At 71.5% G+C, this 25418-nt stretch carries 18 protein-coding genes; 6 read left to right on the forward strand and 12 right to left on the reverse strand.

Going from position 1 to position 25418, the window contains the following annotated elements:
• Positions 1–16: 16 nt before the first annotated feature.
• The 3 genes from ABD481_RS35070 to ABD481_RS35080 are packed head-to-tail and all read right to left on the reverse strand — an operon-like array spanning position 17 to position 3538.
• Entirely contained in the window at positions 17–1297 is a 1281-nt protein-coding gene (locus tag ABD481_RS35070) for an acyl-CoA dehydrogenase family protein (RefSeq protein WP_344670147.1), read from the reverse strand.
• Between the two features lie 10 nt (positions 1298–1307).
• Positions 1308–2642 (reverse strand): condensation domain-containing protein, encoded by a 1335-nt coding sequence (locus ABD481_RS35075; RefSeq protein WP_344670148.1) that lies wholly within the window; start codon positions 2640–2642, stop codon positions 1308–1310.
• Positions 2643–2692: 50 nt separating this feature from the next.
• Positions 2693–3538 carry a methyltransferase domain-containing protein gene (locus tag ABD481_RS35080; RefSeq protein ID WP_344670149.1) on the reverse strand — a complete coding sequence of 282 codons (846 nt, stop codon included), beginning with the start codon at positions 3536–3538 and terminating at the stop codon, positions 2693–2695.
• A gap of 217 nt (positions 3539–3755) precedes the next feature.
• On the opposite strand from ABD481_RS35080, the gene ABD481_RS35085 reads away from it, so the two are divergent.
• Positions 3756–4517: a DUF2306 domain-containing protein gene (locus ABD481_RS35085; RefSeq protein WP_344670150.1), complete on the forward strand. Its 762-nt coding sequence runs from the start codon at positions 3756–3758 to the stop codon at positions 4515–4517.
• A 64-nt stretch (positions 4518–4581) separates the two neighbouring features.
• On the opposite strand, the gene ABD481_RS35090 is transcribed toward ABD481_RS35085, so the two are convergent.
• The 3 genes from ABD481_RS35090 to ABD481_RS35100 form a co-directional block, all read right to left on the reverse strand.
• A complete protein-coding gene (locus tag ABD481_RS35090) occupies positions 4582–5460 on the reverse strand; it encodes a helix-turn-helix transcriptional regulator (RefSeq protein ID WP_344670151.1) in 879 nt (292 codons plus the stop codon).
• 244 nt (positions 5461–5704) lie between these two features.
• Positions 5705–7360 carry a GMC family oxidoreductase N-terminal domain-containing protein gene (locus ABD481_RS35095; RefSeq protein WP_344670152.1) on the reverse strand — a complete coding sequence of 552 codons (1656 nt, stop codon included), beginning with the start codon at positions 7358–7360 and terminating at the stop codon, positions 5705–5707.
• On the reverse strand, positions 7357–7923 hold the full coding sequence (locus ABD481_RS35100; protein ID WP_344670153.1) for a DUF5987 family protein: 567 nt from the start codon (positions 7921–7923) through the stop codon (positions 7357–7359). Before ABD481_RS35100 ends, ABD481_RS35095 begins: the two co-directional genes overlap by 4 nt.
• A 237-nt stretch (positions 7924–8160) precedes the next feature.
• Between ABD481_RS35100 and ABD481_RS35105 the strand changes: the two genes are divergently transcribed.
• Both ABD481_RS35105 and ABD481_RS35110 read left to right on the forward strand, forming a co-directional pair.
• The gene (locus ABD481_RS35105) at positions 8161–9123 is read left to right on the forward strand and encodes a helix-turn-helix domain-containing protein (protein WP_344670154.1); all 963 of its coding nucleotides are present in this window, start codon (positions 8161–8163) and stop codon (positions 9121–9123) included.
• 347 nt (positions 9124–9470) lie between these two features.
• Complete coding sequence (locus ABD481_RS35110; protein WP_344670155.1) at positions 9471–10370, forward strand: hypothetical protein; 900 nt, start codon at positions 9471–9473, stop codon at positions 10368–10370.
• A gap of 84 nt (positions 10371–10454) precedes the next feature.
• On the opposite strand, the gene ABD481_RS35115 is transcribed toward ABD481_RS35110, so the two are convergent.
• The 5 genes from ABD481_RS35115 to ABD481_RS35135 all read right to left on the reverse strand — a co-directional run bounded on the left by ABD481_RS35115 (position 10455) and on the right by ABD481_RS35135 (position 19180).
• Positions 10455–11636 carry an acyl-CoA dehydrogenase family protein gene (locus ABD481_RS35115; RefSeq protein WP_344670156.1) on the reverse strand — a complete coding sequence of 394 codons (1182 nt, stop codon included), beginning with the start codon at positions 11634–11636 and terminating at the stop codon, positions 10455–10457.
• 145 nt (positions 11637–11781) lie between these two features.
• Complete coding sequence (locus tag ABD481_RS35120; protein ID WP_344670157.1) at positions 11782–13311, reverse strand: 4-hydroxyphenylacetate 3-hydroxylase family protein; 1530 nt, start codon at positions 13309–13311, stop codon at positions 11782–11784.
• Positions 13312–13373: 62 nt separating this feature from the next.
• Positions 13374–15005, reverse strand: a complete 1632-nt coding sequence (gene cmdF, locus ABD481_RS35125) for a tyrosine 2,3-aminomutase (protein ID WP_344670158.1) — start codon at positions 15003–15005, stop codon at positions 13374–13376.
• A gap of 12 nt (positions 15006–15017) precedes the next feature.
• A complete protein-coding gene (locus ABD481_RS35130; protein WP_344670159.1) occupies positions 15018–18353 on the reverse strand; it encodes a non-ribosomal peptide synthetase in 3336 nt (1111 codons plus the stop codon).
• Positions 18354–18472: 119 nt separating this feature from the next.
• Positions 18473–19180: a dihydrofolate reductase family protein gene (locus ABD481_RS35135; protein WP_344670160.1), complete on the reverse strand. Its 708-nt coding sequence runs from the start codon at positions 19178–19180 to the stop codon at positions 18473–18475.
• A 155-nt stretch (positions 19181–19335) separates the two neighbouring features.
• On the opposite strand from ABD481_RS35135, the gene ABD481_RS35140 reads away from it, so the two are divergent.
• Together ABD481_RS35140 and ABD481_RS35145 are read left to right on the forward strand one after the other, a co-directional pair.
• Positions 19336–20832 carry a multicopper oxidase family protein gene (locus tag ABD481_RS35140; protein ID WP_344670161.1) on the forward strand — a complete coding sequence of 499 codons (1497 nt, stop codon included), beginning with the start codon at positions 19336–19338 and terminating at the stop codon, positions 20830–20832.
• Between the two features lie 156 nt (positions 20833–20988).
• Positions 20989–21339: a YciI family protein gene (locus ABD481_RS35145; RefSeq protein ID WP_344670162.1), complete on the forward strand. Its 351-nt coding sequence runs from the start codon at positions 20989–20991 to the stop codon at positions 21337–21339.
• A 238-nt stretch (positions 21340–21577) separates the two neighbouring features.
• Here the strand turns inward: ABD481_RS35145 and ABD481_RS35150 are convergent, their stop codons facing one another.
• Complete coding sequence (locus tag ABD481_RS35150) at positions 21578–22942, reverse strand: FAD-binding oxidoreductase (protein WP_344670163.1); 1365 nt, start codon at positions 22940–22942, stop codon at positions 21578–21580.
• A 257-nt stretch (positions 22943–23199) separates the two neighbouring features.
• Here ABD481_RS35150 and ABD481_RS35155 point away from each other — a divergent pair, with 257 nt between their 5' ends.
• Positions 23200–24735 (forward strand): FAD-binding oxidoreductase, encoded by a 1536-nt coding sequence (locus tag ABD481_RS35155; RefSeq protein ID WP_344670164.1) that lies wholly within the window; start codon positions 23200–23202, stop codon positions 24733–24735.
• Positions 24736–25418: the final 683 nt, after the last annotated feature.

The following is a 25418-nucleotide window of genomic DNA, read 5'->3' on the forward strand; positions in this document are numbered from 1 at the left end:
ATCGGTACGGTTCGGGTCAGGGCCGCACGCGCATCAGCCTGAGCTGGGCGTAGACCCGGTTGGCCAGGGTGGTGAGCAGCACGGCGGAGCTGACGTGGGTGCGTCCGGTGGACAGGTCGCGCCAGACGCGTTCCAGGCGGGTGCCCTCCCGGACCGACGGGCTGCCGGCGGTCGGCTGGAGGATCTCGTCGACGGCCCGCCAGGCCAGGTCGGCGGCTTCGCGGACGGCGATCGCGATCCGCAGGTCTTCCTCGGCGGTGAAGGCCCCGACCGGTTGCGCGGCCAGTTCCTGCCAGCGCCGGGACGCGGCGAGCACGAGGGTCTCCGCGGCGTCGATCATGCCGCTGGCCTTTCCGTACCAGAGCAGGAAGTCGGGGTCCTCGGCCCGGGGCCCGAAGGGCGGCAGGATCGTGGTGCGGGTGAACATCAACTCCGTGTAGGCGTCGAGCGCGCCCTGGCACATGCCAACAGCGATGTGGCCGCCTTCCAGCGCCATCGAGCTGGCGGGGGCGCCGCCGTACTGGGGGTGTTCGTGCAGGTCGCGGCCGGGGGTGCCCTCGGTCACCGAGATCTCCTCGAAGTTGACCTCGATGCCGAAGTGCTCGGGGATCCGTCCGCCGGTGATGCGGATGCTGTGCGACCCGCTGCCCTTGAGGCCCAGCTGGCCGCCCCAGTCGTCGAGCATCTCCCACTGGTCGCGGGGGGCGATGAACAGCAGCTGGCGGGGCGGGCCCACCTGCTCGCCGTCCTCGCCGTCCTCGCCGCCGGCCTCGCCGTCCTCGTCGACGATCACGGTGTTGCCGATCAGGTGGGTCGCGTACGGAGCGCCGGAGCAGTAGCGCCAGACGCCGTCCAGAATCCACCCGCCGTCCTCGGCGCGCCGGGCCGTTCCGTGCGGGGCGTTGACCAGCGGCGCGATGAAGTCGCCGGCGCTGAAGACCTCGGCCTGCGCCTTCTCCCCGAACATGCTGCCGACGAACAGCGAGTGCGCCGCGCCCAGGCAGTACATCCAGCCGGTGGACGCGCAGGCCCGGGTCAGGGTCATGACGATCTGCAGGAAGGTGTCGAAGCCGAATTCGTAGCCGCCGTACCGCTTGGGCACCGTGACGCGGTAGAAGCCGGCGTCCCGGAACGCCTGGTGGGTGTCCTCGGCGTAGTAGCTGCGCTGCTCGGTCTCGTGCTGCCGCGCCACCAGCGCGGGCACCATGGCCCTGGCGCGCTCGATCAGCACGGCGGGGGTGACTTCGGGCTCGGAGGGCGTGGCCGCGCCGCGCACGGCGTTGTCGACGGTGGTCATGGCGCCGGCCTCAGATCGCCGAGTCCGGATCGGCGACCATCTCGCCGATCACCGCGAGGAACCCGGCCACCTGCTCCTCGACCTCGGCCTGCTCGAACAGGTGGCGGCTGTAGCTGAGGCCGCCGACCACCTCGTCGGCGCCGAGGTGCATGGACCAGATCATGCCGTCCGGGGTGTCGGAGCCGAGCGGCTGCGGGATCACCCGCCGCCAGATCGCGGTGTATTCCAGGTCGCCGATCCGGTTGCCCTGCATCAGGTAGGGCGGCTGGACGGCCTGGAACAGGGTCGGCACCGCGTCGGGGCCCGCCGAGGACATCAGGTCCGGCGCCTCGGCGAGCACGTGCAGCAGCGGCAGCTCGTGGGAGAAGGCACCGATGCAGGCGGTCCGGCTCGTGGCGATGGCGTCGCGGAAGGTCCGGCAGCCGGCCAGGTCCACCCGCAGCGGCACGAAGTTGAAGAACGACCCGACGGTGGACTGGAAGCGGCGCTCGCGGCCGGGGCCGAAGGTCGGCACCACGATGTCGGTGGCGCGGGTGCGGCGGTGCACGTAGACGGTGAACGCGGCGAGCAGCACCATGAACATCGAGCTGCGGGTCGCCTTGGCCAGGCGGGACACCTCGGTGCTCAGCCGGGCCTCGGTGGTGAAGCGGTGGTAGCTGGTGGCAGGGCTCTGTCCCGTGCGGTGCACCGGCGCGACCATGATCTTGGCACCGCGCAGCGTCTCGCGCCAGTACGCGCGCGAGGCGGCGACGGTCGGCCCGGCGGCGTCCTCCTGCTGCGCGGCGACGTAGTCCCGGTACTGGGTGACCGCGGGCAGGTCCGGCTCGCCGCCGGCGGCGCGCGCCGTGTAGCACTCGGCCAGGTCCTGGAGGATCACCTGGATCGACCAGACGTCGGCGGCGCTGTGGTGGGCGCACAGCACCAGGACGGAGTCCTGCTCGTCGAACCGGCCGAGGACGGCCCGCAGCAGCGGGATCCGGTCGGCCGGGAACGGCCGGGTCTCGGCCTCGATCATGAGCTGTTCGGCGCGCCGGTCGCGGTCGGCGCCGGGGGCGCCGTCCAGGTCGACCACCAGCAGCTCGGGCTGGACGGCGGGCAGCACGCGCTGCGCGCCGCCGTCCTCCAGCTGCACGAGGGTGCGCAGGGCTTCGTGGCGTTCGACGACGTCGGCCAGGGCCAGGCGCAGGGTCGGCACGTCGACGCGGCCCTTGACGCGCCAGGCGAAGACCTCGGTGTAGTGCGGTCCGAACGGCCCGGCTTCGAAGCCCTGGGCGAAGATGCACAGGAACTGCTGCTGGAGTGAGAGCGGCGCGGTCGCCTGCTGGGTTTCCGACGTCGTGGTCATGGGGTTCTCTCCTGAGGTGAGGCTGACGCTGACGGTGTGCGGACGCCCGATCAAGTCCGGGGCTTGCGAACGGTGATGACCGCGTAGCCGATCCGGCCGTCGGTGCCGGGGGCGAGGTAGTACTCCATCGTGCTGCGGAGCTCGTCGACGGCGGCGGTGCCGAACCGGGCGGCCAGCTCCTCGCGCCGGGCCTCGACGGCCTGCCCGTACTTGGGGCCCATCCCGAACACGCGGGGGCCGCACTGGAGGTACTCGGCCAGCTCGAATCCGGCCTCGCGCAAGGGATCCAGCCATTCGGCGACCGACAGCAGCCATTCGGCGCGGAAGGTGGCGGCGAACTCGGCGGCGCCGACGACGCCGAGCCCTTCCCGGGTGGGCTCGGTCAGGGTCAGCCGGCCGCCGGGGCGCAGCACCCGGTGCAGGCCGCGCAGGGCGTGGCCGAGGTCGCGGACGTAGACCAGGGCCTCCATCGCGACCACCGCGTCGAAGCTGCCGTCCGGGAAGTCCAGCGCGGTGTAGTCGCCGACCTGGAAGACGACCTGGTCGGTGAGCCCGGCGGCGCGGGCCCGGCTGTGGGCCTCGGCGACCTGGCGGGTGCTGATGTTGACGCCGGTGACGTGCACGCCGTACTCGGCGGCGAGCTGGATGGCCGGGGTGCCCAGGCCGCAGCCGATGTCCAGGACCCGCTGGCCCTTGCGCAGCCGCAGCGAGTCGCCGACCTTGCGGGTCAGCTCCTGCGAGGCCTCGACCAGCGAGGCGTCGTCGTCCTCGTCGTACCAGTAGGCCAGGTGCACCTGGCCGTCGTTGAAGGCGTCCGACATGTCCGAGGACGCGTCGAACATCTCGGCGATCCCGTCGGCCTGCGGGGCCTGGCCGGTGGTTGCCGCGCTCTCCATGGCTTCTCCTCTCGGGCTGGGACCGGATCGACCGTGCCCCCGGTCCATGGTCGGGACGGCGCCGGGGCGCGGACATCTTCACGGTTGCGCCGCCTCCCGCGCTGCTCGCCGGGCCCGGCGGGGCCGGGCAGCGCATTCTCGGAGATGCCGGGGGGATTCAGCGGACTGATACTCAAGCTGCGTTCGAGCCCGTCGTCTCCCCGACCCGAGGACTCCCATGTCTCAGAATCCGCAGCCCACCGGTGTCCAGGTGATCCCGCCGGAGCATCCGGACGCCGACGCCCGCTCGTCGTCCAGGCCGGACCGGCCGTGGTGGAAGCAGTACTACCCGTGGTTGGCGGTGCTGGGCGGCACGGTGGTGTTCAACCTGCTCTGGGCCTTCCCGCGCTACCTCACCACCGACCCCCGGGACTCGCGCAGCGAGCTGGATCCGAACTTCCACCCGCATCTGGGCTTCCTGATCGCGCACGTCACGTGCGGCAACCTGGCGCTGATGACGATGACGCTCCAGGTCTGGCCGTGGCTGCGGCGCACGCATCCGGCGGTGCACCGCTGGGTGGGCCGGGTCTACGTCTGGCTGGGGGTCGTGCCCTCGTCGCTGATCGTGCTGTTCGTGCTGATCCCGCACCGGGCCAACGACGGCAGCACCGGGCTGGGCTTCGGCGCCGTGCTGTGGCTGGGCACCACGCTGTGGGCGTGGCGCAAGGCGCGGCTGCGGCGGTACGCCGAGCACCGGCGGTGGATGATCTACAGCTTCGCGCTGGCGCTGTTCACCACGTACGGCCGGATCGTGGTCTACATGATGCTGCACTGGGGTCTGAACGTGAACATCAGGATCCTGGTCGAGGCCACGAGCTGGGGCGCGTGGGTGGTGAACCTGCTGGCGGCCCAGTGGTACCTGGAGTACACGGCGCGCCGGCGCGGGAAGAACCTGCCCGCCGGGCGGTACTCGCCGGCCACCGGGGCCATCCGCAACTGATCGGTCCTGGCCGCCGTCGCCGCCGACCCTGGTCGGCCGCTTGCCCCCTCAGCCGCCCGCCCCCTCAGCCGCCGGAACTCTCGGCGGCCAAGGGGGCGGCGGCCGTTCGGGACGACGGGCCCGGGTCGACGGCCGTCTTCACGCGGCCGCGGTCGAGCTCCGGCAGCGCCAGCAGGATCGGCAGGTCCAGCGAGCCCGCCTCGTGCAGTTCGAGGTCGACGTCGAGGCAGCCGCCGCGCACCGTGACCGGGTCCGGCGCGGCGACGAACAGCGGTTTGCGCAGGCCCGGCCCGGGATCGGCGCCGTCGGCGGCGAGCGCCACGGCGGCCGCGCGGACGTGCCACTGGCCGTTCGGCACCCGGTCCAGGCGGTAGGGGCCGGGCGCGTCGCGCACGTCGCAGGACAGCGGCGCGCCCTGCACGATCGGGCTGTCGAAGACCCCGATGTAGATGCGCAGCGGCACGCCGGTGTCCGGCGCGCAGGCCAGTCCGCGGATCCGGCCGATCCGGGGCGGCCCGCCGATGCCGCCGAGCCCGCCGAGCCCACCGAGCCCGCTGATCCCGCCGATCCCGGGGGTCCGGGCGCCGGCCCGCGCCGGGACCGGCAGCGGGACCGGCAGCGCGGCCTGGGCCTGGCCCCGGAACACCCCCGGGCAGACGCCGACGCTGCGGGTGAAGCGCGGGGCGAAGGCCCGCAGGCTGGAGTAGCCGACCTCGTGGGCGACGTCGGTGACGCTCATCGTGGTCTCCAGCAGCAGCTGCTTGGCCTGGTAGAGGCGGATCGCGGCCAGGAAGCGGCCGGGCGAGGTGCCGGTGATCGAGCGGAACGCCCGGGCGAAGCGCAGCCGGTCCAGGACCGCCACGTCCGCGATCTGCGACAGCGACAGCGGCTCCCGGTAGCGGTTCCACATGGTGTCGATCGCGGACTCCACCGCGTCTTGCATGGCCCCTCCAGATGACGACCAACAGAAGGAAAAGAGCCGGTGGGCCGATGCGAAGGAGGCTCCGCGGGCGGCTGGTCGTCGCCAGCGTAACCGGGGCCTTGGGCCAGGACAATATGGAAATCTCGACCTATCCACATGCTGAGCCGGTGAAAAGCCGACACTTGGCGCATCGCGCGAATATGACAGGGCCCGAACGGCCGCGGCGGTGCCCGGGCCGGGTCGCGGGGCCGGCCCGGGCACCTGCTCAGTGTCCTGACATCCGCGCCGCGGCCTTCAGCGCGGCGCCGCGCGCTGACACCCCGCCGTCCGGGGCCGGCGCGCCGTAGACCACGTCCACGCCCCGGGCCCTTGCCGCCTCGACGATCCCGGGGATCGCCCGCTCGGCCAGCGCCGCGATGGTGAACGCCGGGTTGGCCAGCAGCGCGCCGGGCACCGCCGAGCCGTCGGTGACGAAGATGCCCGGATGGCCGCGCAGCTCGTGCCGGTCGTCCAGGGCCGAGGTGGCCGGGTCGTCGCCGATCCGGCAGGAGGACAGCGGGTGCACGGTGTAGGCGCCGACGACGTCGTTCGTCCACGGCATCACCCGGGCCAGGCCGTCCTTCTCCAGGATCCGCCGCGCCTCGGCGTCGGACAGCTCCCAGCCGCGCAGCGTGTTCGGCGTCGGCACGTACTTCAGCGGCCCGAAGCCGAGCATCTGCTGGGAGAAGCGGGCCGCGTTGCCGGTCGGCGGCGGCGCCCCGAACACGCCCTCGTTGTCGTCCTCGGACATGGTGAACACGGTCAGCCAGGACTGCCAGCGCTTGACCATCTCCTTCTTCTGGGCGCCGAACCAGGTCGGCCCGGTGGCGTCCGGGACCTGGGCCAGGATCGTGCCCAGCCCCGGCGGGAAGTAGAGCTGCTCCAGGCAGAACCGCTCGTACTCCGGGCGCGCCGGGTCCAGGTGGTCCCAGGTGGCGACCGTGGGCCCCTTGCCGATCTGGTTGGCGGCGTAGCGCCGGTCCCCGCCGCGGGAGAGCCCCAGCAGCTCGCCGACCTTGTCCTCGTCCAGGATCGCGGTGTTGAGGCGCTCGCCGTTGCCGGAGAAGTAGCGGCCGACGGCGTACGGCATCGGGCCCAGGGCCGCCTCGGAGCGCTGGAGGATCACCGGGGTGGCCCCGGTGCCGGCGGCCAGCACCACGATCTTGGCCTCGATGCTCCCGCTGCCGACCACCACCCGGTAGTCGACATCGTGGACCACGTTGTAGGCGACCCGGTAGCCGCCGTCCTCGGTCCGGGAGATCTGCTGCACCTCGTGCAGCGGCCGGATCCGGGCGCCGTGCGCCAGCGCCGCCGGCAGGTAGTTCAGCAGCAGCGAGCGCTTGGCGTCGAAGCGGCAGCCGGCCATCATCCAGTTGCAGTTGGTGCACAGCTCGCGGTCGATCGCGGCCGGCACCGGGTTGGCGGTGCGGCCGGCGGCGTGGCAGGCCGCGCCCCACAGGCCGCCGGCGTAGGTGGCGTCGTCCCAGGTCATCTGGGTCACCGGCAGCGCCTCGGCGACCCGGTCGTACCAGGGCTCCAGGGCGTCGCGGGAGATGGCCGCCGGCCACATCCGGCGGCCGGTGCCGCCCTGCCGGTCGAAGACGAAGCGCGGGGCCCGGGGCATGGCGGCGAAGTAGACGACGCTGCCGCCGCCGACGCAGTTCCCGCCCAGCAGGCTCATGCCCTCGCCGATGACGAAGTCGAAGATCCGGGTGGAGGAGGTGCCGAACTTGAAGTCGTGCTCGAACTCCTCGGCGGACAGCCAGGGCCCGCGCTCCAGCACCTCGACCCGGGCGCCGCCGGCGGCCAGGTGGTAGGCGGCGATGGCGCCGCCGAAGCCGCTGCCGATGACCAGGACGTCGGTGCTCTCGACGGCGCTCATGCCGGGCTCCCGGAGGGTGTGGTGTCGGGGTGGTGGTCGGCGAGCGGCCGCCGGTAGGAGAAGTCCGGGAAGCGCCACAGGCCGTCGGGGTCGGGCTGGAAGTAGCCCAGGGCCGCCAGGCCCGGGTGGCCGGACGCCATGGCCTCGGAGGTGTGCAGGTGCGCGCCGACGTCGAAGGCCATGTTGCTGAAGATGGCCATGCCGACCCAGAGCATCTTCTCCGGGTGGCCGGGCGCGACGAGCTCGGACACCAGCGCGACCCGGTGCTCCCCGGACAGCGCCACGAACGCCGGCACGGAGTCGTCGCGCTCCAGCCCGAGCCGGTCCCGGTAGGCCTCGGCGTGCGCGTTCAGCGCCCGCACCAGGTCCGGCAGCGCCGGTGCGAGACCGCCGGCGTCCGTCCGCATGAGCTCCACGGCGCCGGCGGCCACGGCGCCGCCGCCGGCGCTGACCCCGGCGATCGCCCGGTCCCCCGGCCACCGCTTCTCGCCGGGGACGATGGTGTCCGCGTACGCCTCCAGTGTGGCGGTCTCGGACGGATCGCCATCGAAGGTCTCTTCCATGCGTGAACTCCCTTTCTCGCAGGTCGCGGCTATTGTCCGGCGCTGCGCGAAGGGGGGTCGTCTTCCGGAGTGCCCACCGGCCCCGGCCCGGGCGGCCGCCCCGGTCCGCGCCGCGGGCTTGTTCGGAATTGCGCTTCCGGCCGCAGCACGAGGGGAGAAGTCCGGCCTGTCCCGGTTCGAGCATCCTGAATATCAGCTCATCGAAGGACATGACGCATTGGCGAGAGGCAGCAGACCATGGAGAACACCGTCGAGCGCGCCGCGGAACGGGCGATCACCACGATGCGCGCCAGACTCGGGGAACAGGTCACCGTCGACGACATGGCTCGGGCGGCGATGTTCAGCAAATTCCACTTCACCCGCATCTTCCTGCGCGCCACCGGCACCTCACCGGCCCGGTTCCTGTCGGCGCTGCGCCTGCAGAAGGCCAAGCACCTGCTGGTCTCGACGGACCTGAACGTCGTCGACATCAGCATCCTGGTCGGCTACAACAGCGTCGGCACGTTCAGCTCGCGGTTCAGCCGCAGCGTGGGCCTGTCCCCGACGGCGTTCCGGAAGCGGGGCGGGTACACCGACCGGATCCCGGTCCGGGAGCCGCGGGGGCCGGTGGGGCTGGGGACGGGGACGGTGCAGGGCAAGATCCTGCCGTACGCCGGAGCACGCCACGGGCTGGTGTTCGTCGGCCTGTTCCCGGAGCGGCTGCCGGAGGGCCGGCCGGTGCGGTGCGCCGTGCTGGACCGGCCGATGGACTTCACGTTCGACGGGGTGCCGCCGGGGAGCTGGTATCTGCTGGCGCAGTCGGTGAGTCCGGATGCGCATGGGGTCGGGGGTGGGGTCGGGCACGGCGCCGGGGCCGGACGCGGGATCGGGCACGGGATCGGCCACGCTCCCGGCGCCGGCCACGGTCCCGGACCCGGCACCTCCCTGCCGCCCCGGCGGGGACGCGACCCCCGCGAGCTGCGGGACCCGCGAGGCCCGCAAGGAGCGCGCGAACTGCGAGAAGCCCGGGAAGCCGCGCTGAGCAGCTCCGCGGAACTGTGTGTGGGCTCCGAGGGACCGATCGTCGTGCGCAACGGCGCGCCGACCCCTTCGGTCGACCTCGCCCTGAAGCCGGCCGGGGTACTGGACCCACCGGTACTGCTGGCGCTCCTCGACGCGCGGAAGGAAGCCATCCGCCGCACCGCCGTCGGAGCGGAATAGACGGCACCCGCCGGCCCCGCACACGCCAGAGCAGGCACCGGTCGGATCGGTCCGACCGGTGCCTGTCGGCGTGCGGCCGATCAGGGCTCTGATGTATCAGGGCTCGTAGGTCCGCCGCGAGCCGCCGAATCAAGCAGCGGGAAAAGCGCCAACGACAAAACGCAATACCCGTTTACATGCTTCCCCTGGACGCCCTGACGCGATGATGGAATTCCCTGGTCGCCACCACAAGGGCTGCATAGAGTGCTGCCCGGATTCATGCTCCAGCCTTCGCATGACCGAAAAGGTGGAGAACATGCTCAACGGACGTATGCCTCGACTTCCACGCCGCCGATTCTCAGCTGTTTGTGTCGCCGCGGCAATGCTGCTCACGCTCTCATCCTGCGCATCTGCCGCCGGGCCTGCCGGGTTCGCGTCGCCAACCGCATCCGGCGCATCCGGCGCATCCCGCATGGTCCACCTTTATTCGAATACACCTGAGTAGGCAATACGGCGTGGAATCATCCCGGCCCTACAACGCCGTGGCATTCAACATCTCAAAAGCCGAACTCGAAGTGGATTCGAAGGAAGCCGCGGGCAAGCTCCACACGGACCTGGCGAAGCTGTCGAAAGCCGACCAGGTCGCCTGGTCGCTGATCAAGACATCAGTACGCCCCGCCTCCGACGGCGGGCTCCTGATTCCCCCCGGCGGCTCGGTCACCTCATCGTCGTCGTCCCCGCTGACGGTGTCGATCAGTTCGAACCTGGCGGCGACGGGCGAGGAACTGCTGACCACCGCTCCGGACGCGCTCGACTGCGTGAAGTCGACGAAGGACCTGTGGTCCCAGTTCCAGAACACCAAAGACCTGAGCTGGCAAGCGGTCCTCAACGACATCATGAACGGGCCCGGATCCTGCTATTCGCTCGTGGCCAAGGACGCGCCGGACATCATCCCCCCGGTCACCCGTCCCGGAGCCAGCGGCGGACAGGACCCGGGCGACGTCATCGAGACAGTACTGAAGGACGTACCCGATCCGGTCGAGGCCTCGAAGGAGGCCACCGCGGCCAAGGCAGCGGGTGCAGCCGCCGCGGCCAAGGCCGGCGCCGCCGACGGCGGAGCCGATGAGGGGGCGGCGCTCGCGGGCCGGAGCACGGTGACCGCCGCCGAGGCGGCCGGCGGGGTCGACGTCGCCGAGGCCGCGAGTTCCGGGATCTGGAGCGAGGCGTTGGGCGTGGTCGCCGATGCCTTGCCGTTCGCCCTCTTCTAGGTGGGCGCGTCGGCCAACGCCTCCGGGGCCGAGCACGGACTCCGCTCGGCCCCGGACGCGCCCTGCGTCCCCCCTGCCCCGCCCTCAGACGTAGTGCGTGTTCGGCTCCAGCCCGCACAGCACCCGGCCGTACAGCTCCAGGTTCGTCGACGGGTGGATGATCGCGTGCAGGCTCAGGGTCTGGATGTCCCGTTCGATGCGCTGGATCGGCACCGTGGAGTAGACCGAGGAGCCGCCGCTGGCGTCGGCCAGGATGTCGACCGCCTCCTTGGCGCGCTGGCAGGTCGCTCCCAGGTCGAGCCGCACCCGGGCCCGCTCCTCCAGGGTCCAGGGCTCGCCGGCGGCGGCTTTGTCGTCCAGCATTCCGGCGGCGCGGAAGGCGTGGAACTCGGCCTCGTCGATCTTCGTGGCGGCTTCGGCGGTCTGCAGGTGGGTGATCGGGGCCTCGGCCTGGTTCTCGTAGGCCGTGTAGGAGATCTTGCGGCCCGGGAGGCGGTCGAAGAAGGCGTCGCGGGCCGCCTTGGCCAGGCCCAGGGCCGGGGCGCTGACGGTGGCGCAGGCGGTGGGCATGAACGGTGCCTTGTAGACCGGGGAGTCGGCGTTGCGGCCCAGCTGGTGCACGCCGGCCAGGACCGGGCCCATCGGCAGGATGCGGGCGTCCGGGACGAACACGTCCTGGGCCACGGTGCTGACGCTGCCCGAGCCGCGCAGGCCGGCGGTGTGCCAGTCGTCGACGACCACCAGGTCGGACAGCGGGATCAGGACCATGATCGGCTCGAAGCCGCCGCCGGGCAGCGCGCGGACCGCCGCGTTGGTGTTCCAGGCGCTCTGCTGGGAGCCGGTGTTGAAGGCCCAGCGGCCGTTGAGGACGACGCCGCCCTCGACCGGGGTGCCGACCGCGGTGGGGCTGAGGATGCCGCTGACGCGCACGTCGGGGACGGCGAACACCTCGTCCTGGACGGTGTCCGGGAACATCCCCACCATCCAGGTGCTGATCGCCCACACCGCGGCGGTCCAGGAGGCGGAGCCGTCGCCGCGGGCCAGTTCGGCCAGCACGTCCACCACGGTGCGCATCGGGGACTCGTAGCCGCCGTGGTGGCGCGGCACGCGCATCTTCAGCAGGCCGGAGGCGGTGAGCGCCTCGACGGCCTCGTCGGTCAGGCGGCGGTTCTCCTCGATCGCCGGCGCCGCCTTCTGCAGCAGCGGCACCAGGTCGGAGGCGCGGCCGACGAGTTCGGCCCTGGACGGGGCCTCGGTGATTCCCATGGGTCACTCCCGGGTGATGGAGGGTACTGATGTGCGGGGGCACCGCCCACGCTGGCACCGGCGGCGCGGGGCGGCATCTTCGGCAGTGCGGCGCCGCACGGCGTATCGCAGCACGGCGTATCGCGGCGTATCGCGGCGCGGCGCCTCAAACCTTCGGGATCAGCGCGTTGAGCTCGGCGAAGGAGGACAGGTCCGGCACGGTCCAGCCGTCCAGGTCGTACTCGCCCATGCAGGCCTCCACGAAGGCCTGGTAGCCGTCCAGCCGGCCGTCGGCCAGCTGGGAGAAGTAGAGCTCCACCCGGGTGTTCTCGTGGTTCCCGGAGTAGTTGCGCTCGTAGAGCTCGTGCCGGCCGCCGAACTCGGTGCCGACGGCGTCCCACAGCAGCTTCATCAGCTTCGTCCGGTCCAGCGCCGTGACCCCGCCGGAGCCCCGCACGTACTTGTCGAGGTAGGGGCGGATCTCCGGGTTCTTGAAGTCGGCGGCGCTGGAGTTGACGTAGATCAGGCCGCTGGCCACGTCCTGGAGGATGATCTCGCGGATCCGGGGATAGCCGATCTGCATGAACCAGCGGTAGGCCATGCCGTAGTCGGGGTTGGGCAGCACCGCGCCGCCGGTCCAGGGCACCGGGTTGCGGGCCGCCGCGTCGGACAGCCCCCAGAACAGGTTGCGCCAGGCCAGGACCTCGCCGAGCCGGGACTGCACGCCGCGGAAGTCCCGGGTGCCGGTGGCCTGCAGGGCCTTGGACAACAGCCCGGCCAGGAACTCCAGCTTCACCGCCAGCCGGGTGCAGCCGTGGAAGGTGAAGCGCTCGGGGAAGCCGGAGCGGGCCGTGAACATCTGGACCCGGCCCAGGTCGCCGTAGACGAACACGTTCTCCCAAGGGATCAGGACCTTGTCCAGGATCAGGATCGTGTCGTTCTCGTCCAGGCGGGAGGACAGCGGGTGGTCGAACGGGGTGCCGGCCACGGCCGCCGCGGCGGTGTAGGAGGGCCGGCAGATCAGCTTCACGCCGGGGGCGGCCAGCGGGACGGTGGCCACCAGGGCGTACTCGCGCTTGCGGATCGGCAGCCCGTAGTGGGCGATGAAGGCGTGGTGGGTCAGGGCCGAGCCGGTCGCGACCACCTTGGCGCCGCTGACCACCAGGCCGTCGTCCCGCTCCTGCTCGGCGTGCACGAAGACGTCGGCCACCTCGTCGGCCGGGCGGTCCCGGTCCACCGGCGGGTGGACGATCGCGTGGTTCCAGAACAGGACCTTCTCCTGGGCCTCGCGGTACCAGCGGCGCGCGTTGTCGGCGTACTCGCCGTAGAACTCGGCGTTGGTGCCCAGGGTGCCCAGGAACGAGGCCTTGTAGTCCGGGCTGCGGCCCATCCAGCCGTAGCTCATCCGGGCCCACTCCGCGATCGCGCGCTGGTCGCCGACCAGGTCCTCGGCGCTGCGCGAGGTGGTGAAGAAGCGGTGCGTGTAGCCCTCCCCGCCGGTGTCGACGGGGCAGGTCAGCACGTCCCGCTTGGCCGGGTCGTGCAGCGCGTCGTAGAGCCGCGCGGTCATCCGCACCGGGTTGTGGAAGGCGGGATGGGTGGTGACGTCCTTGACGCGCTCGCCGTAGAGGTAGACCTCCCGGTCGTCTCGGAGGCTCTCGATGTACTCGTCGCCGGTCAACGGCCGGGTGGTCATACCGGTGCTCCTCGCAGGGGACGTGGGTGGTCGGCGGGCCGGATCAGCGGCGGCGGCCTGGATCAGCGCAGGTCGATGTTGCAGTTCTCGACCGCGGCGATGAACTCCCCGCGGCCCAGGGCGGCGGCCACGGTCTCGATGTCGTCGCCCATGTAGCGGTCGGAGTCCAGGCGCGGCACCAGCGAGCGCACCGCGTCGTAGGTGGCCTTGCCGGCCGGGCTCAGGCCGCGGTAGCGGTCCGAGACGTCCACGGCCGAGGCCGCCGCCAGGTACTCCACGGCCAGGATGTACTGGTTGTTGCGCAGCACCCGGCGGGCGTTGCGGGCGGCGATCAGGCCCATGCTGACGATGTCCTGGTTGTCGCCGTTGGACGGCACGCTCTGGGTGCTGGCCGGGCCGATCGTCCGGTTCTCGGCGATCAGCGCCGTGGCCGGGTACTGGGCCCCGGCGTAGCCGCTGCTCAGGCCGGGGTCGCCGGCCACCAGGAACTCCGGCAGGCCGTAGCTCAGGTGCCGGTTCAGGACCCGGTTGAGCTGGCGCTCGGCCAGCACGCCGAGCTGGGTCAGGGCGATCGTGGTGAAGTCCATGACGAAGGCGACCGGCTGGCCGTGGAAGTTGGCGCCGTGGAACACCTCCTGGTCCTCGAAGAACAGCGGGTTGTCGTTGGCCGAGTTCAGCTCGGTCTGCACCCGCGCGGTGGCGTGCGCCAGCGTGTCCCGCACGCCGCCGAGGACCTGCGGCATGGCCCGCAGCGAGTACGCCTTCTGCAGGTAGATCTCGGTGCGTTGGACGCTGGTCCCGGCCTGCTTGGCCGCGGCCACCTGCTTGCGCAGGTCCGCGTGCTCGACCGTGAGCTCGCTGCCGCGCAGCAGGGCCCGCAGGTTCGCGGCGGTGTCGATCTGGCCGGGGTGCGGGCGGGCGAGGTCGTGGCCCTCGGGCTGGAACGGGCCCATGGAGCCGCGCACCGCCTCGACCAGCAGCGCCGAGACGATCTCGGCCTGGCGCACCTGCTCCCAGCCGCGCCCGAGCACCAGGGCGCCCAGGCCGGTCATGCCGGAGGTGCCGTTGATCAGCGCCAGGCCCTCCTTGAACTTCAGGACCAGCGGCTCCAGGCCGTGCTCGCGCAGCACCCGGTCGGCCGGCACCGGCCGGCCGCCGGACAGGAAGTAGCCCTCGCCGATGACGGTGCTGGCGATGTGGGCCAGCGGGGCCAGGTCGCCGCTGGCGCCCAGCGACCCGATCTCCGGGATCGCCGGGGTCAGGCCGAGGTTCAGGAACAGCGCCAGCCGCTCCAGGATCTCCGGACGCACCGCCGAGTAGCCCTTGGACAGGGCGTTGAGCCGGGCGGCGACGATGGCCCGGGCCTCGTCCTCGGGGAACAGCGGGCCGACGCCCGCGCTGTGGCTGCGGACCAGGTTGGTCTGCAGGGTGGTCTCGTTGGAGGGGTCGACGAGCATGTAGATCATCTCGCCGTAGCCGGTGGTCACGCCGTACACCGGGATGCCGGCGTTGACCACGTCCTCGAACACCGCGCGGCTCTTGGCCGCCTTGGCCAGGGACTGCGGCGAGACCGAACACGCGGCCCCGCCCTCGGCCACCCGCCGGACGGCGGCGATGTCCAGGTGCTCGCCGTCGAACACGACGGGCGCGGCGCCCTCCGAGACGGACCCGGCGGCGATCTGCTGGGAAGCCATGCACTCACTCCGTTATCTGGATCGGTCGACCAGGGCGGACAGCCCGGCCAAGGTCTGGTGCGCGTAGAAATCCGCCGCGGACACCGCGACGCCGAACCGGCCGCGGATCAGCCGCAGCAGCGGCAGGACCAGCAGCGAGTGGCCGCCGGCGGCGAAGAAGGTGTCGCCGGCCGAGGCCGGGACGCCGTCGGTGAGCTCCGCCCACAACCCGGCCATCTCCTTCTCGACCGGGGTCTGGAGCGGCCGCCCGGCCGGCCCGGCCGCGGCGCCCGGATCGGGCAGCCGGGCCCGGTCGACCTTGCCGGCCGGGGTCCGCGGCAGGCGGCCGGGCAGCGTCCGGAACAGCGCCGGCAGCATCGAGCGGCCGAACCGGTGCCGCAGCTGGGTGCGCCACTCGTCGGGCGAGCCCAGCGGCCGGCCGCCCGGGTCCGCGCGCGGCACGACGTGGACCACCAGCCGGCTGGCGAAGCCGTCGGCGTCGGTCACCGCGACGACGGCGCACTCGGCCACCGACGGATGGTCGGCCAGCGCCGCCTCGACGTCGGCCAGCTCCAGACGGCTGCCGTAGAGCTTGATCTGGTAGTCCTTGCGGCCCCGGTATTCGAGCACGCCCCCGGGCAGCCGGCGGGCCAGGTCGCCGGTGCGGTAGCAGCCCACCGGCCGGCCGTCGACCGTCACCGCCGGGAACCCCGGCAGCGGCGCGAACGCCGGGCCGGGCTCGGGCGCGCCCAGGTAGCCGTCGGCCACGTAGGGGCTGCGGATCACCAGGTTCCCGGTGACGCCGGCCGGGCAGGGGCGGTCCTCGTCGTCCAGGACCAGCACCTGCCGGCCCGGGATGGACCGGCCGATCGGCACCGGCCCGGACACCGGACCGGACACCTCGTGCCAGGTCGCGGCGATGGTCTCGGTGGGCCCGTACAGGTTCGCGGTGCGGGCCAGCGGCAGCGCGGTCCGCAGCCCGGTGACCAGCTCGCCGGGCAGCGCCTCGCCCATCAGCAGCAGCACGGCCAGCGCCGCCATCCGCTCGGGGGCCCGGCCGGCCTCCACCACCCGCAGCAGCTCCCGGGCGAAGCTCGGGACGGTCTGGAGCATGCTGATCCGCTCGGCCGCGAGCCAGTCCACGAGCTTCTCCGGGTTCGCCCGGATCAGCGCCGGGACCAGGCACAGCGTGGAGCCGGAGGCGAGCGCCGCGAAGGTCTCGGCCAGCGCCGGATCGTGCTCGGGGGCGACCCACTGCGCGACCCGGGACCCGGGGCCGAGCGCGAACTCGTCGGCGAGCCAGGTGACGAACTGCGCCAGCGCCGCGTGGCTCTGGGCGACGCCTTTGGGGGTGCCGGTGGAGCCGGAGGTGTAGGCGATGTAGGCGCGGTCGGTGGCGCGGACTTGGGGTGGGGGTGGGGGTGGGGTGCGGGCTGATGGGGGCGTTGTCGGCAGAGTGTGTTGCGGCGGGGCGGTATTGGCGGTGGCGGCGATATCGAGGACCTCTGCGATGTCGACGACCTGGCCGACCGTCTCGCCGCGGTACCAGTCGGCGAGCTCGTCCGGCCGCTGACCGCCGTCGATCAGCAGGGCGGCCGGGCGCAGGGCCGACAGCACCACGCGGCCGCGGCTGCCGACGTCGCCGAGGCCGAACCACACCAGCGTGGCGCCGGCCTCCAGCACTCCGAGCAGCGCGGCCATCTGGCCCAGGCCCGGGGCCAGCCGCACCACCACCGGCTCGCCCGGGCCGACTCCCGCGCTCCGCAGGGCCTCGCGCACCTGCCCGGCGGCGTCGGCCAGGCCGCGGTAGGTCAGCTTCTCCCCCGCGAACTCCACCGCCACGGTGTCCGGGCTGCTCGCGGCCCACAGCCGCACCAGTTCGGGGACCGTCGCCCCGGCGTAGCCGTCGGCGGCGATGCGGTCGGCGTCCTGGTTCGCGGCGGCCACGGTGTCGGCGCCGTCCAGCGGGAGGGTGCCGACCGGCGCCGTCGGATCGGCGACAGCGGCGGCGAGCAGGGTGCGGTACTGGCCGAGGATCAGCTCCGGAATGTCCGGGGCGAACAGGTCCGCGCGCAGCGTCAGCGACAGCGCGAGCCCGGTCCCGGAGGTGTCGGCGGTCAGCGCCAGGTCGGTGTCGACCGCTCCCGGGTCCGCGGGCTGCGGTGTGGCGGTCACGCCGTGCAGCGTCAGCGCGGCGGGCGGGTCAGTGCGGTGCATGAAGACCGCGTCGCACAATGGCGCGCGCCGAGGGTCGCGGATCACCGGCAGCGCGCGCACGACGTCGGCGAACGCCACATCCCGCCGTTCGAAGGCGTCCTGCGCGTACTGCGTGGTCCGGGCCAGGACGGTCCGGAAGTCCGGTGCCGTGGCGAGCTCCGGTGTCGCGGCGGGCTCTGGTGTCGTGGCGGGCTCCGGCGCCGCGGCGAAGTCCGCGCAGAGAATGAGCGTGTTGACACAGGGCCCGACAACCGGGGCGTCGACCGCGCCGCGACGGGTCGACGCCGGGGTGGCGACGGCGATCCGGTCGGCCGAGCCGTGCCGGAACAGCAGCGTCTGGAAGGCGGCGAGCAGCACGTCGAACTCGGTGACGCCCTCGGCGCGAGCCCGGTCCCGGACCGCCCGGAGCAGGTCCCGTCCGGTGTCGAGCTGCGCGGTCAGCGCGGCGCCCGACGGCTCGGCGGGACGGCGGCGGACCACCGGCAGCGGCACCTCCGGCGGCAGCGGGGTCAGCGCCCGCACCCACCACTGGAGCGCGTCGGCCGCCTGGGCCTCGGCGGCCCGGCGGCGCTGCCGCTCGGCGAACGCGCCGAAGGCTTCGGCGGCGGCGGCCGGGTGGACGTCGTGGAAGGAGTCGCCGGCGCTGACAGCGTTGTAGAGCTCCGACAGTTCCTGCACGAGCACCGACATCGACCGGTCGTCGGCGACGGTCTGGTGCGCGGTGAGCAGCACCCGGTGCTCGGCGACGCCGCCGCGGACGACGGTCAGCCGGGCCAGCGGCCCGCCGGGCTCGAACGGCCAGGCGGCGGCCTCGGCGATCAGCCGCCGGGCGCGCGCGGTCGCGCGGCGGTGGCCGGAGACGTCGTGGTAGGTGAAGGAGTAGCCGCAGTACCCGCGCTCGGCGACCTGACGCACCGGACGTCCGGCGGCGAGGGCGAAGGTGGTGCGCAGCGCCTCGTGCCGGTCCACGACCTCGTGCCAGACGACGCGCAGCAGCTCGGGGCTGAGGTCGCCGGTGAGGCGGTAGGAGCGGGTCAGGGTGTGGGCGGCGGAGTCGTGGCCGAGGGCTTCGAGGAGCCACAGCGCTTCCTGGACCGGCGTGGCCGCGGCCTGGTGAGTGCCGGGACGCGGGGCTTCCGGGACTTCGGTCATGAGCGGCCTCCGGATCTCACTGGGCATGGGCCCATGGTCAGCGAGATCCCGGAGAGGGCTCATCTCTCCAAATGCGGTGTGGCTGTGGAGCTAAGGCTGTGGAACTCAGGCTGCGGAACTCAGGCTGTGGGGCGCCGCACTGTGTAGAACAGGTGGGTCACGCCCGGGGAGGACACCACGCGGGTCTGCTCCAGGCCGACGGCGGGGTCGGCGGAGTCGGCGAACAGCCGGACGCCGCCGCCGAGCAGGATCGGCACCAGATGCAGGCGCAGCTCGTCGAGCAGCCCGGCGGCCAGGCAGGCGCTGATCACCTGGCCGCCGCCCATCACCGCGACGTCGCGCTCGCCGGCGGCGGCCGTGGCCTGCGCCACCGCCGAGGCGACGCCGTCCAGGACGAAGTTCCAGCTGGTCCCGCCCCGCTTGGCCTCGGCCGCGCGCGGACGGTGGGTGAGCACGAACACCGGTACCCGGAACGGCGGCTCGTCGCCCCAGACCGGTTCTCCGTGGTCGAACATGCGGCGGCCGATGAGGATCGCGCCGCTGCGCCGGAAGTACTCTTCCATCAGATCCGAGGCGACGCCGTTCTGGACGGCGCCGGCGCTGGCGCTGTCCTGACCACCGCCGTCCTCGCCGCCGCTGTTCTGGCCACCGCCGTCCCGGTCGCCGCCGCCGTCCTTCCCCACTTGAGCGCGCCAACTCGCCAATTCGAACATCCAGCGGTGCAGCCGCTCACCGCCCCGGCCGATCGGCAGATCGCCCGGCCCGTCGTCCGGACCGGCCACGAAGCCGTCAAGGGACATCGAGATGTCCGCGATCACCCGGCCCATCGTCATCACCTCCGCGAGGGTCGGCCCCGCGTCCGTCCGCGAAACCGCAATATGGGAGATGCAAGCAGAACCCTGATACGGATTTCATCTCCTGTGTTGCGCACTGTGCGCGGCAATGACGCCTCCGCCCTGACGCCAGCAAGGAAGTGCCGACCATGAGACGACGCGACGTTCTGCGGCTCAGCGCCGCCGCCAGCTTCTCCGCCGGGGCCGGCGCGCTGGTCCTGGGCTCGCGCGGGGGTCCCGCGCTGCCCGTCGGCCCGGCCGCCGAGGGAACCGGTCCGGACCCCGCGGACATGGCCCAGATGCCGGGCATGTCGATGGTGCCGATCAAGGGCACGGTCCGCCCGGCCGCCGTCCTGACGCCGTTCACCGACGCCATGCCGCGCCTGGCCGACGCGGTCCCGACGGCGACCACCGCCGACGCCGACTACTACACGATCAACGTGCAGCAGTCGACCGCGGCCATCGCGCCGGGCGCCCTGACCAGCATCCTGAGCTACGGCGGCGGCTTCATCGGCCCGACCATCCGCGCCACCCGCAACCGGCGCGTGGTCGCGAAGTTCACCAACAGCCTCACTGAGAGCGTCGTGGTGCACCTGCACGGCGGGCACACGCCGGCGGCCAGCGACGGCTTCCCCACCGATGAGATCGTCGCCGGGGGGACGAAGGTCAACACGTACCCGAACACGCAGCGCGCGGCGACGCTGTGGTACCACGACCACCTGCACATGATGGAGGCCCCGCACGTCTACCAGGGCCTGCACGGCATGTACATCATCCGGGACCCGTGGGAGGACGGGCTGCGCCTGCCCAGCGGGCGCTACGACGTGCCGATCCTGCTGCGCGACGCCTACCTGAACGACGACAACAGCCTGCTCTACGACCCGTTCCTGGACTGGACCGTGGTCCTGGCCAACGGCAAGCCGCGCCCGTACTTCCCGGTGGCGCCGCGCAAGTACCGCTTCCGCTTCCTGAACGGCTCCAACCACCGGGCGTTCTCGCTGACGCTGAGCGACGGCCGGCCGGTGGTGCAGATCGCCAGCGACGGCGGGCTGCTGGCGGCGCCGGTGTCGACGGCGAGTATCGAGATCTCCTCGGCCGAGCGCGCCGAGGTCGTCATCGACTTCTCCGGCTGCGCGCACGGCACGCAGCTGTTCCTCCAGGACGCGACCCTGGGCCAGGTCCTGCGCTTCGACGTGACCGAGAGCTGCGGGGCGGACCTGAGCCAGGTGCCCGCGCAGCTGGCGGCGTCGCTACCGCCGCTGCCGGCGGCGAACCGGACGCGGAGCATCGAGCTGTCGCTGACGCCGGACGGGAACTACTTCCCGATCAACGGACAGATCTTCGACCCGGACCGGGTGGACTCGCGGATCGCGCTGGGGAGCACCGAGATCTGGACCATCACTGATGTCTCGGGGTGGGAGCACAACTTCCATCTGCACCTGGTGCAGTTCCGGATCCTGGATGTCAATGGGCTGGCTCCGGATCCGACGCAGCGGGGGTGGAAGGACACGGTGGTGATCCCGAAGAACGGGGTGGTGCGGATCCAGGCCTCGTTCACCGACTATCCGGGGAAGTACGTGTATCACTGCCATTTGCTGGAGCATGCTTCGTACACGGGGATGATGGCGACGATGGTGGTGGCGTGAGGGCGGGGCCGATCCGAGGTATCAGTCCTCGAAGTTGACGCGACATGCGCCGAGATCCCGTGAGCGCGCCTGCGAAATCCTAGTATTGCTCCCGGGACGTCCGGCTCAGGACGTCGGTGTCGCGTGACACCCGTCATCAATCCTTCGAGGAGCGCTGTGAAATACCTGCTGCTGATCAACAACGACCCCGCGACGCTGGCCGCCCTGTCCGAGCAGGAGCAGCAGGAGCTGATGTCCGAGGTGGAGTCTTTGATGGCCGAGATCTCGGCGTCGGGGGAGCTGCTCGGCGGGCAGGCGCTCGCCGACGCCTCGCAGACCAAGACGGTCCGGGTGCGCGGGGGCTCCGTGACCGCGACCGACGGTCCGTTCGCCGAGGCCAAGGAGTGCCTCGCCGGGACTTTGATGGTGGAGTGCGAGACCGTCGAGCGCGCGGTGGAGATCGCTTCGCGCTGGCCCGACGCCAAGTTCGGCGCCATGGAGGTCCGGCCGATCATCGACACGTTTTAGGCGCGCTTTAGGCAGTGGTTTTGGGCGCTGGCTGGCTCGACCGTCGGGGTCGAGCCAGGCAGCGCTGTCGCTGTCGGGTCCACCGTCCCGGTCGGGCAGTGCCAAGTCGAAAGCTGTCCTGCGGTGGGCGGCTTCGGCACGGCTTGGCACTGCCCGACCGGGGCGGCGAGCCCCGGGATTGGCTGTTGGGCGCCGGGCGCCGGGCCGGGACGCCTGGCGACGTCCCGGCCCCGGAGGGTCAGCTTTCGCCGGCTCCGGCGGGAACAACGTTGACATTGAGATGGAAGATGTTGTTGGGGTCGTACTTCTGCTTCAGTTCCGCCAAACGGCGATACACCGGGGCCGGATAGACCGCGTCGATGTCGGACTGAAGAATGTCGCTCAAGAAACCGCTATAGGCGCCGGACATCGACGGCGCGATCGCCGACCAGAACTGCTCGTAGGTCGGGAGAAGCGGCTCATTGTCCTCCGGCGAGCCGAGCAGCACGCCCATGATCAGGGCCTGGGTGGAGCGGTGGGGGAACGCGGTCGCGTCCTCCGCCACCCGGCTCAGGGCGCCGCCGATCTCGCGGATCTCCACATACAGATTCGCCAGGTTGGCCTGCTCGGCGAGGATGGTGTCGACCAGGTCGCCGGTCACCGACGGGGTCAGGCGGTTGCGCACCCGCGGGCGCCAGCCCGGGGGCAGCTCGCCGATCGGCTGGAGCACCTCGCCGTAGGGCACGAGGCGGACCTGGTCGTCGACGACGGTGCCGAGCTTGCGGATCGGGTCGATGGCCAGGCCGGCCGCCGCGTCGTCGTCGCCGGCGTAGCAGACCACGATCCCCAGCGGCGGGGCCGCCTCGCCGAAGGTCGGCCAGCACATGGCGGTGGTGGTCAGCTCCTCCGGGGCGGAGTCCATGTACGCGGCCCAGCCGCGCAACACCGCGGCGGTCTCGTCGGGGGCGAAGGAGATCTGGCCGAAGAAGACCTGGGGCTCCGCCTGCGCGACGACGGTGAAGGACGTCACGACCCCGAAGTTGCCGCCGCCGCCGCGGATGGCCCAGAACAGGTCGGGGTTCTCCTCCGCGCTGGCCACCAGGATCCGGCCGTCGGCCGTCACGACCTCGGCCGCCACGAGGCTGTCCAGCGCCAGGCCGTACTTGCGCGCCATCCAGCCCACGCCGCCGCCGACCAGCAGGCCGCCGACGCCCACGCTGGTGGTGTCGCCGGAGGTGAAGGCCAGGCCGTAGGGCGCCAGGGCGCCGGCGACGTTCACCCAGTGCGCGCCGGCGCCGAGCCGGACCAGGCGCTCGGACTCGTTCAGGACCTCGACGCCGTCCAGCAGGGACAGGTCCAGGACCAGGCCGCCGACGTTGGTGCTGAAGCCGGCGTTGCTGTGGCCGCCGCTGCGGGTGGAGATCTCCAGGCCGTGCTCCACCGCGAAGCCGATACCGCGCGCGACGTCGTCGTTGCTGCGGGCGCGGACGATCACCGCCGGGTGCCCGGTGTGGACGATCAAGTTGGCCAGGTCGTCGTAGCCCTCGTCACCCGGCAGGACGACCTCGCCGGTGACGTCAGCCCGCAGGGACTCGATGGCCTCGGGCTCCACGGTGGTGGACATGGTGGTCTCCTTCTACGTTCCGTTGAGCAGCAGTCGTGTGAGCAGCAGTGGTGTGAGCAGCAGTCGTGTGACCAGCAGTCGTCGCTGTTGACCAGCAGTCGTCGCTGTGTTGTTCGCCTTCTCTACTTGTGGGTCGGAGCCGACTCGCGGATCCGGACACGCTTCGGGATGGGATTTGCTCCGCACAGGAAGAGATGCCGGGGGGCGTGCGCGGTGACACGGTGTGGAGGGCTTCCACCCGTGAGAAGGGAACCCCCATGGCCGAAACCCGCCAGGGCGCCGCGCCCGGTGAGAGCTCCGACATCGTCACCCCTGCGGATGCCCGCTACCCGGCCCTGACCGAGGGCTACAACCACCGCTTCGTCGGCACTCCCGACGAGGTCTGGCTGGTCCGCGACACCGCGCAGGTCGTGGCGGCCGTCGAGAACGCCGTGGCCACCGGGCGGCGTGTCGCGGTCCGCAGCGGTGGTCACTGCTTCGAGGACTTCACTACTACTCCCGACATCCGTCTGCTGATCGACGTCTCCGGACTCGACCATGTCGGGTTCGACGCGGAGCGTCGGGCGTTCGTTGTCGGCGCCGGTGCGCGTCTGGAGAAGGTCTACCGGTCGCTGCATGCCGGCTGGGGCGTCACCATCCCCGGTGGTACCTGTTTTGACGTGGGTGTCGGCGGCCACTTCGCCGGGGGCGGCTATGGGCCGTTGTCTCGGCGCGACGGGCTGGTCGTGGACCATCTGGAGGCGGTGGAGGTGGTGGTGGTCGACGGTGATGGGCGGGCGCGCGTCGTCGTCGGGTCGCGGGATCCTGGGGATCCCCACCACGACCTTTGGTGGGCCCACGCCGGTGGCGGTGGCGGCACGTTCGGTGTCGTGACCCGCTACTGGCTGCGGACGCCCGGTGCGTTGTCGCTCGACCCGTCCGAGCTGCTTCCGCCGGCGCCGGCGGCGGTTCGGCGCCGGGATGTCGTCTGGTCCTGGGATGGGTTCAGCGAGCAGGACTTTCATACGCTGCTGCGCAACTACTTCACCTGGTACGAGGAGAATAGCGCGCCGGATTCGCCCAGTGCGCCGCTGTGGAGCAACCTGATCGTCATGCACCGCGCGGGCTCGGTGCTCATGTTGACGTCGGTGATCCCTGACGACGCGCCGGATGCAGAGAAGCTGCTGGGGGCGCATATCGAGGCGATTGTCAGCAACCTCAGCGCGGCGCCGATGTCCGACACCGGGGAGGTGGTGCCGTGGATGGAGTCGTGGATGCCGTCCTACAACTGGCCTGCCGATCCGGCTGGGCGCTATAAGCACAAGGCTGCTTACCTGCGCCGGGGGCATACGGATGGGCAGATTGCGACGATTTACAGGTACCTGACGATGCCTGAGCACCTGAATCCGATGGGGTGTTTGGTGCTTACCGGGTTCGGGGGGCAGGTCAACGCTGTTGCGCCTGATGCTACGGCGGTTGCTCAGCGCGATGCGATCATCAAGGCGTCGTACAGCACGGGGATGTGGACTGAGAGGGAGGAGGATGAGGCGAATATTGGGTGGGTGCGGGCGTTCTACGGTGAGGTTTTTCAGCACAGTGGTGGGGTGCCGGTGCCGGATGGGGTGGTGGATGGTTCGTACATCAGCTATCCCGATGGTGACCTGGCTGATCCGGAGTGGAACCGCTCGGGGATGGGGTGGGAGGAGCTGTACTTCGGGGGGAACTATCCGCGTCTTCAGCGGGTGAAGCAGCGTTTTGATCCGGGGGACGTGTTTCGGCATGCGTTGTCGGTGCGGTTGCCTTCAGGAGGTTGAGAGAAGGGGCTTGAGAGCCTAAGAGTAGAGTTAAGAGCTTAAGAGCAAAGTCAAAGGCAGGTGCCTCCGGCGGGCCTCTGATCCCTCGGAGAACTGGCGCTAGTCCATAGGTGGGCCCGGCTAGTCCCTGCGCTGGCGGTTTGTGAGGTGGGGGTTTGTTCCCCTCGCTCACGTCGGCAGCCCTACGGGTACAGCACCGCCGCCCAGGTATCAAGTCCATGCCGCTGCGGTGATGCTTATTGGGCTGCGGTTGGGTGTGCATGAACTTGACACCTGGTCGGCGGTACTGTAGGCAAAGCCCTGCCGACGTGACCGAGGAGAACAAACCAAAAACCCAGGGAGAGGACTGAAGGACTCGGTGGCCGAGGCGGTCGCTTCAACCTTCCGGCCGCCGGTGGAGCAGGCCTTCGGCTGGCGGTTTTGCTCTGAACCTTCCTGGCGGCCGTAGTGCGCAGGGCGCCCAGCCCCCTACCCAGTGATTGTCAGCCCTCTCCCTGGGGGTTTGGGTTTGTTCTCCTCGGTCACGTCGGCAGGGCTTTGCCTACAGTACCGCCGACAGGGCTTTTGCGTTCTCATGGGTTGGTTTGTATGCCTAGTAGTTTCAGGGTGTGGTTGCGGTGGTCGCGCATGTGGTCGGTGGCGGCGGCGATGTTGGTCCAGCCGGTGAGTTTGAGTAGGGCGAT

Origin of the sequence: Catenulispora yoronensis (assembly GCF_039531695.1) — a bacterium.
In the GTDB taxonomy this organism is placed as follows: Bacteria; Actinomycetota; Actinomycetes; order Streptomycetales; family Catenulisporaceae; genus Catenulispora; species Catenulispora yoronensis.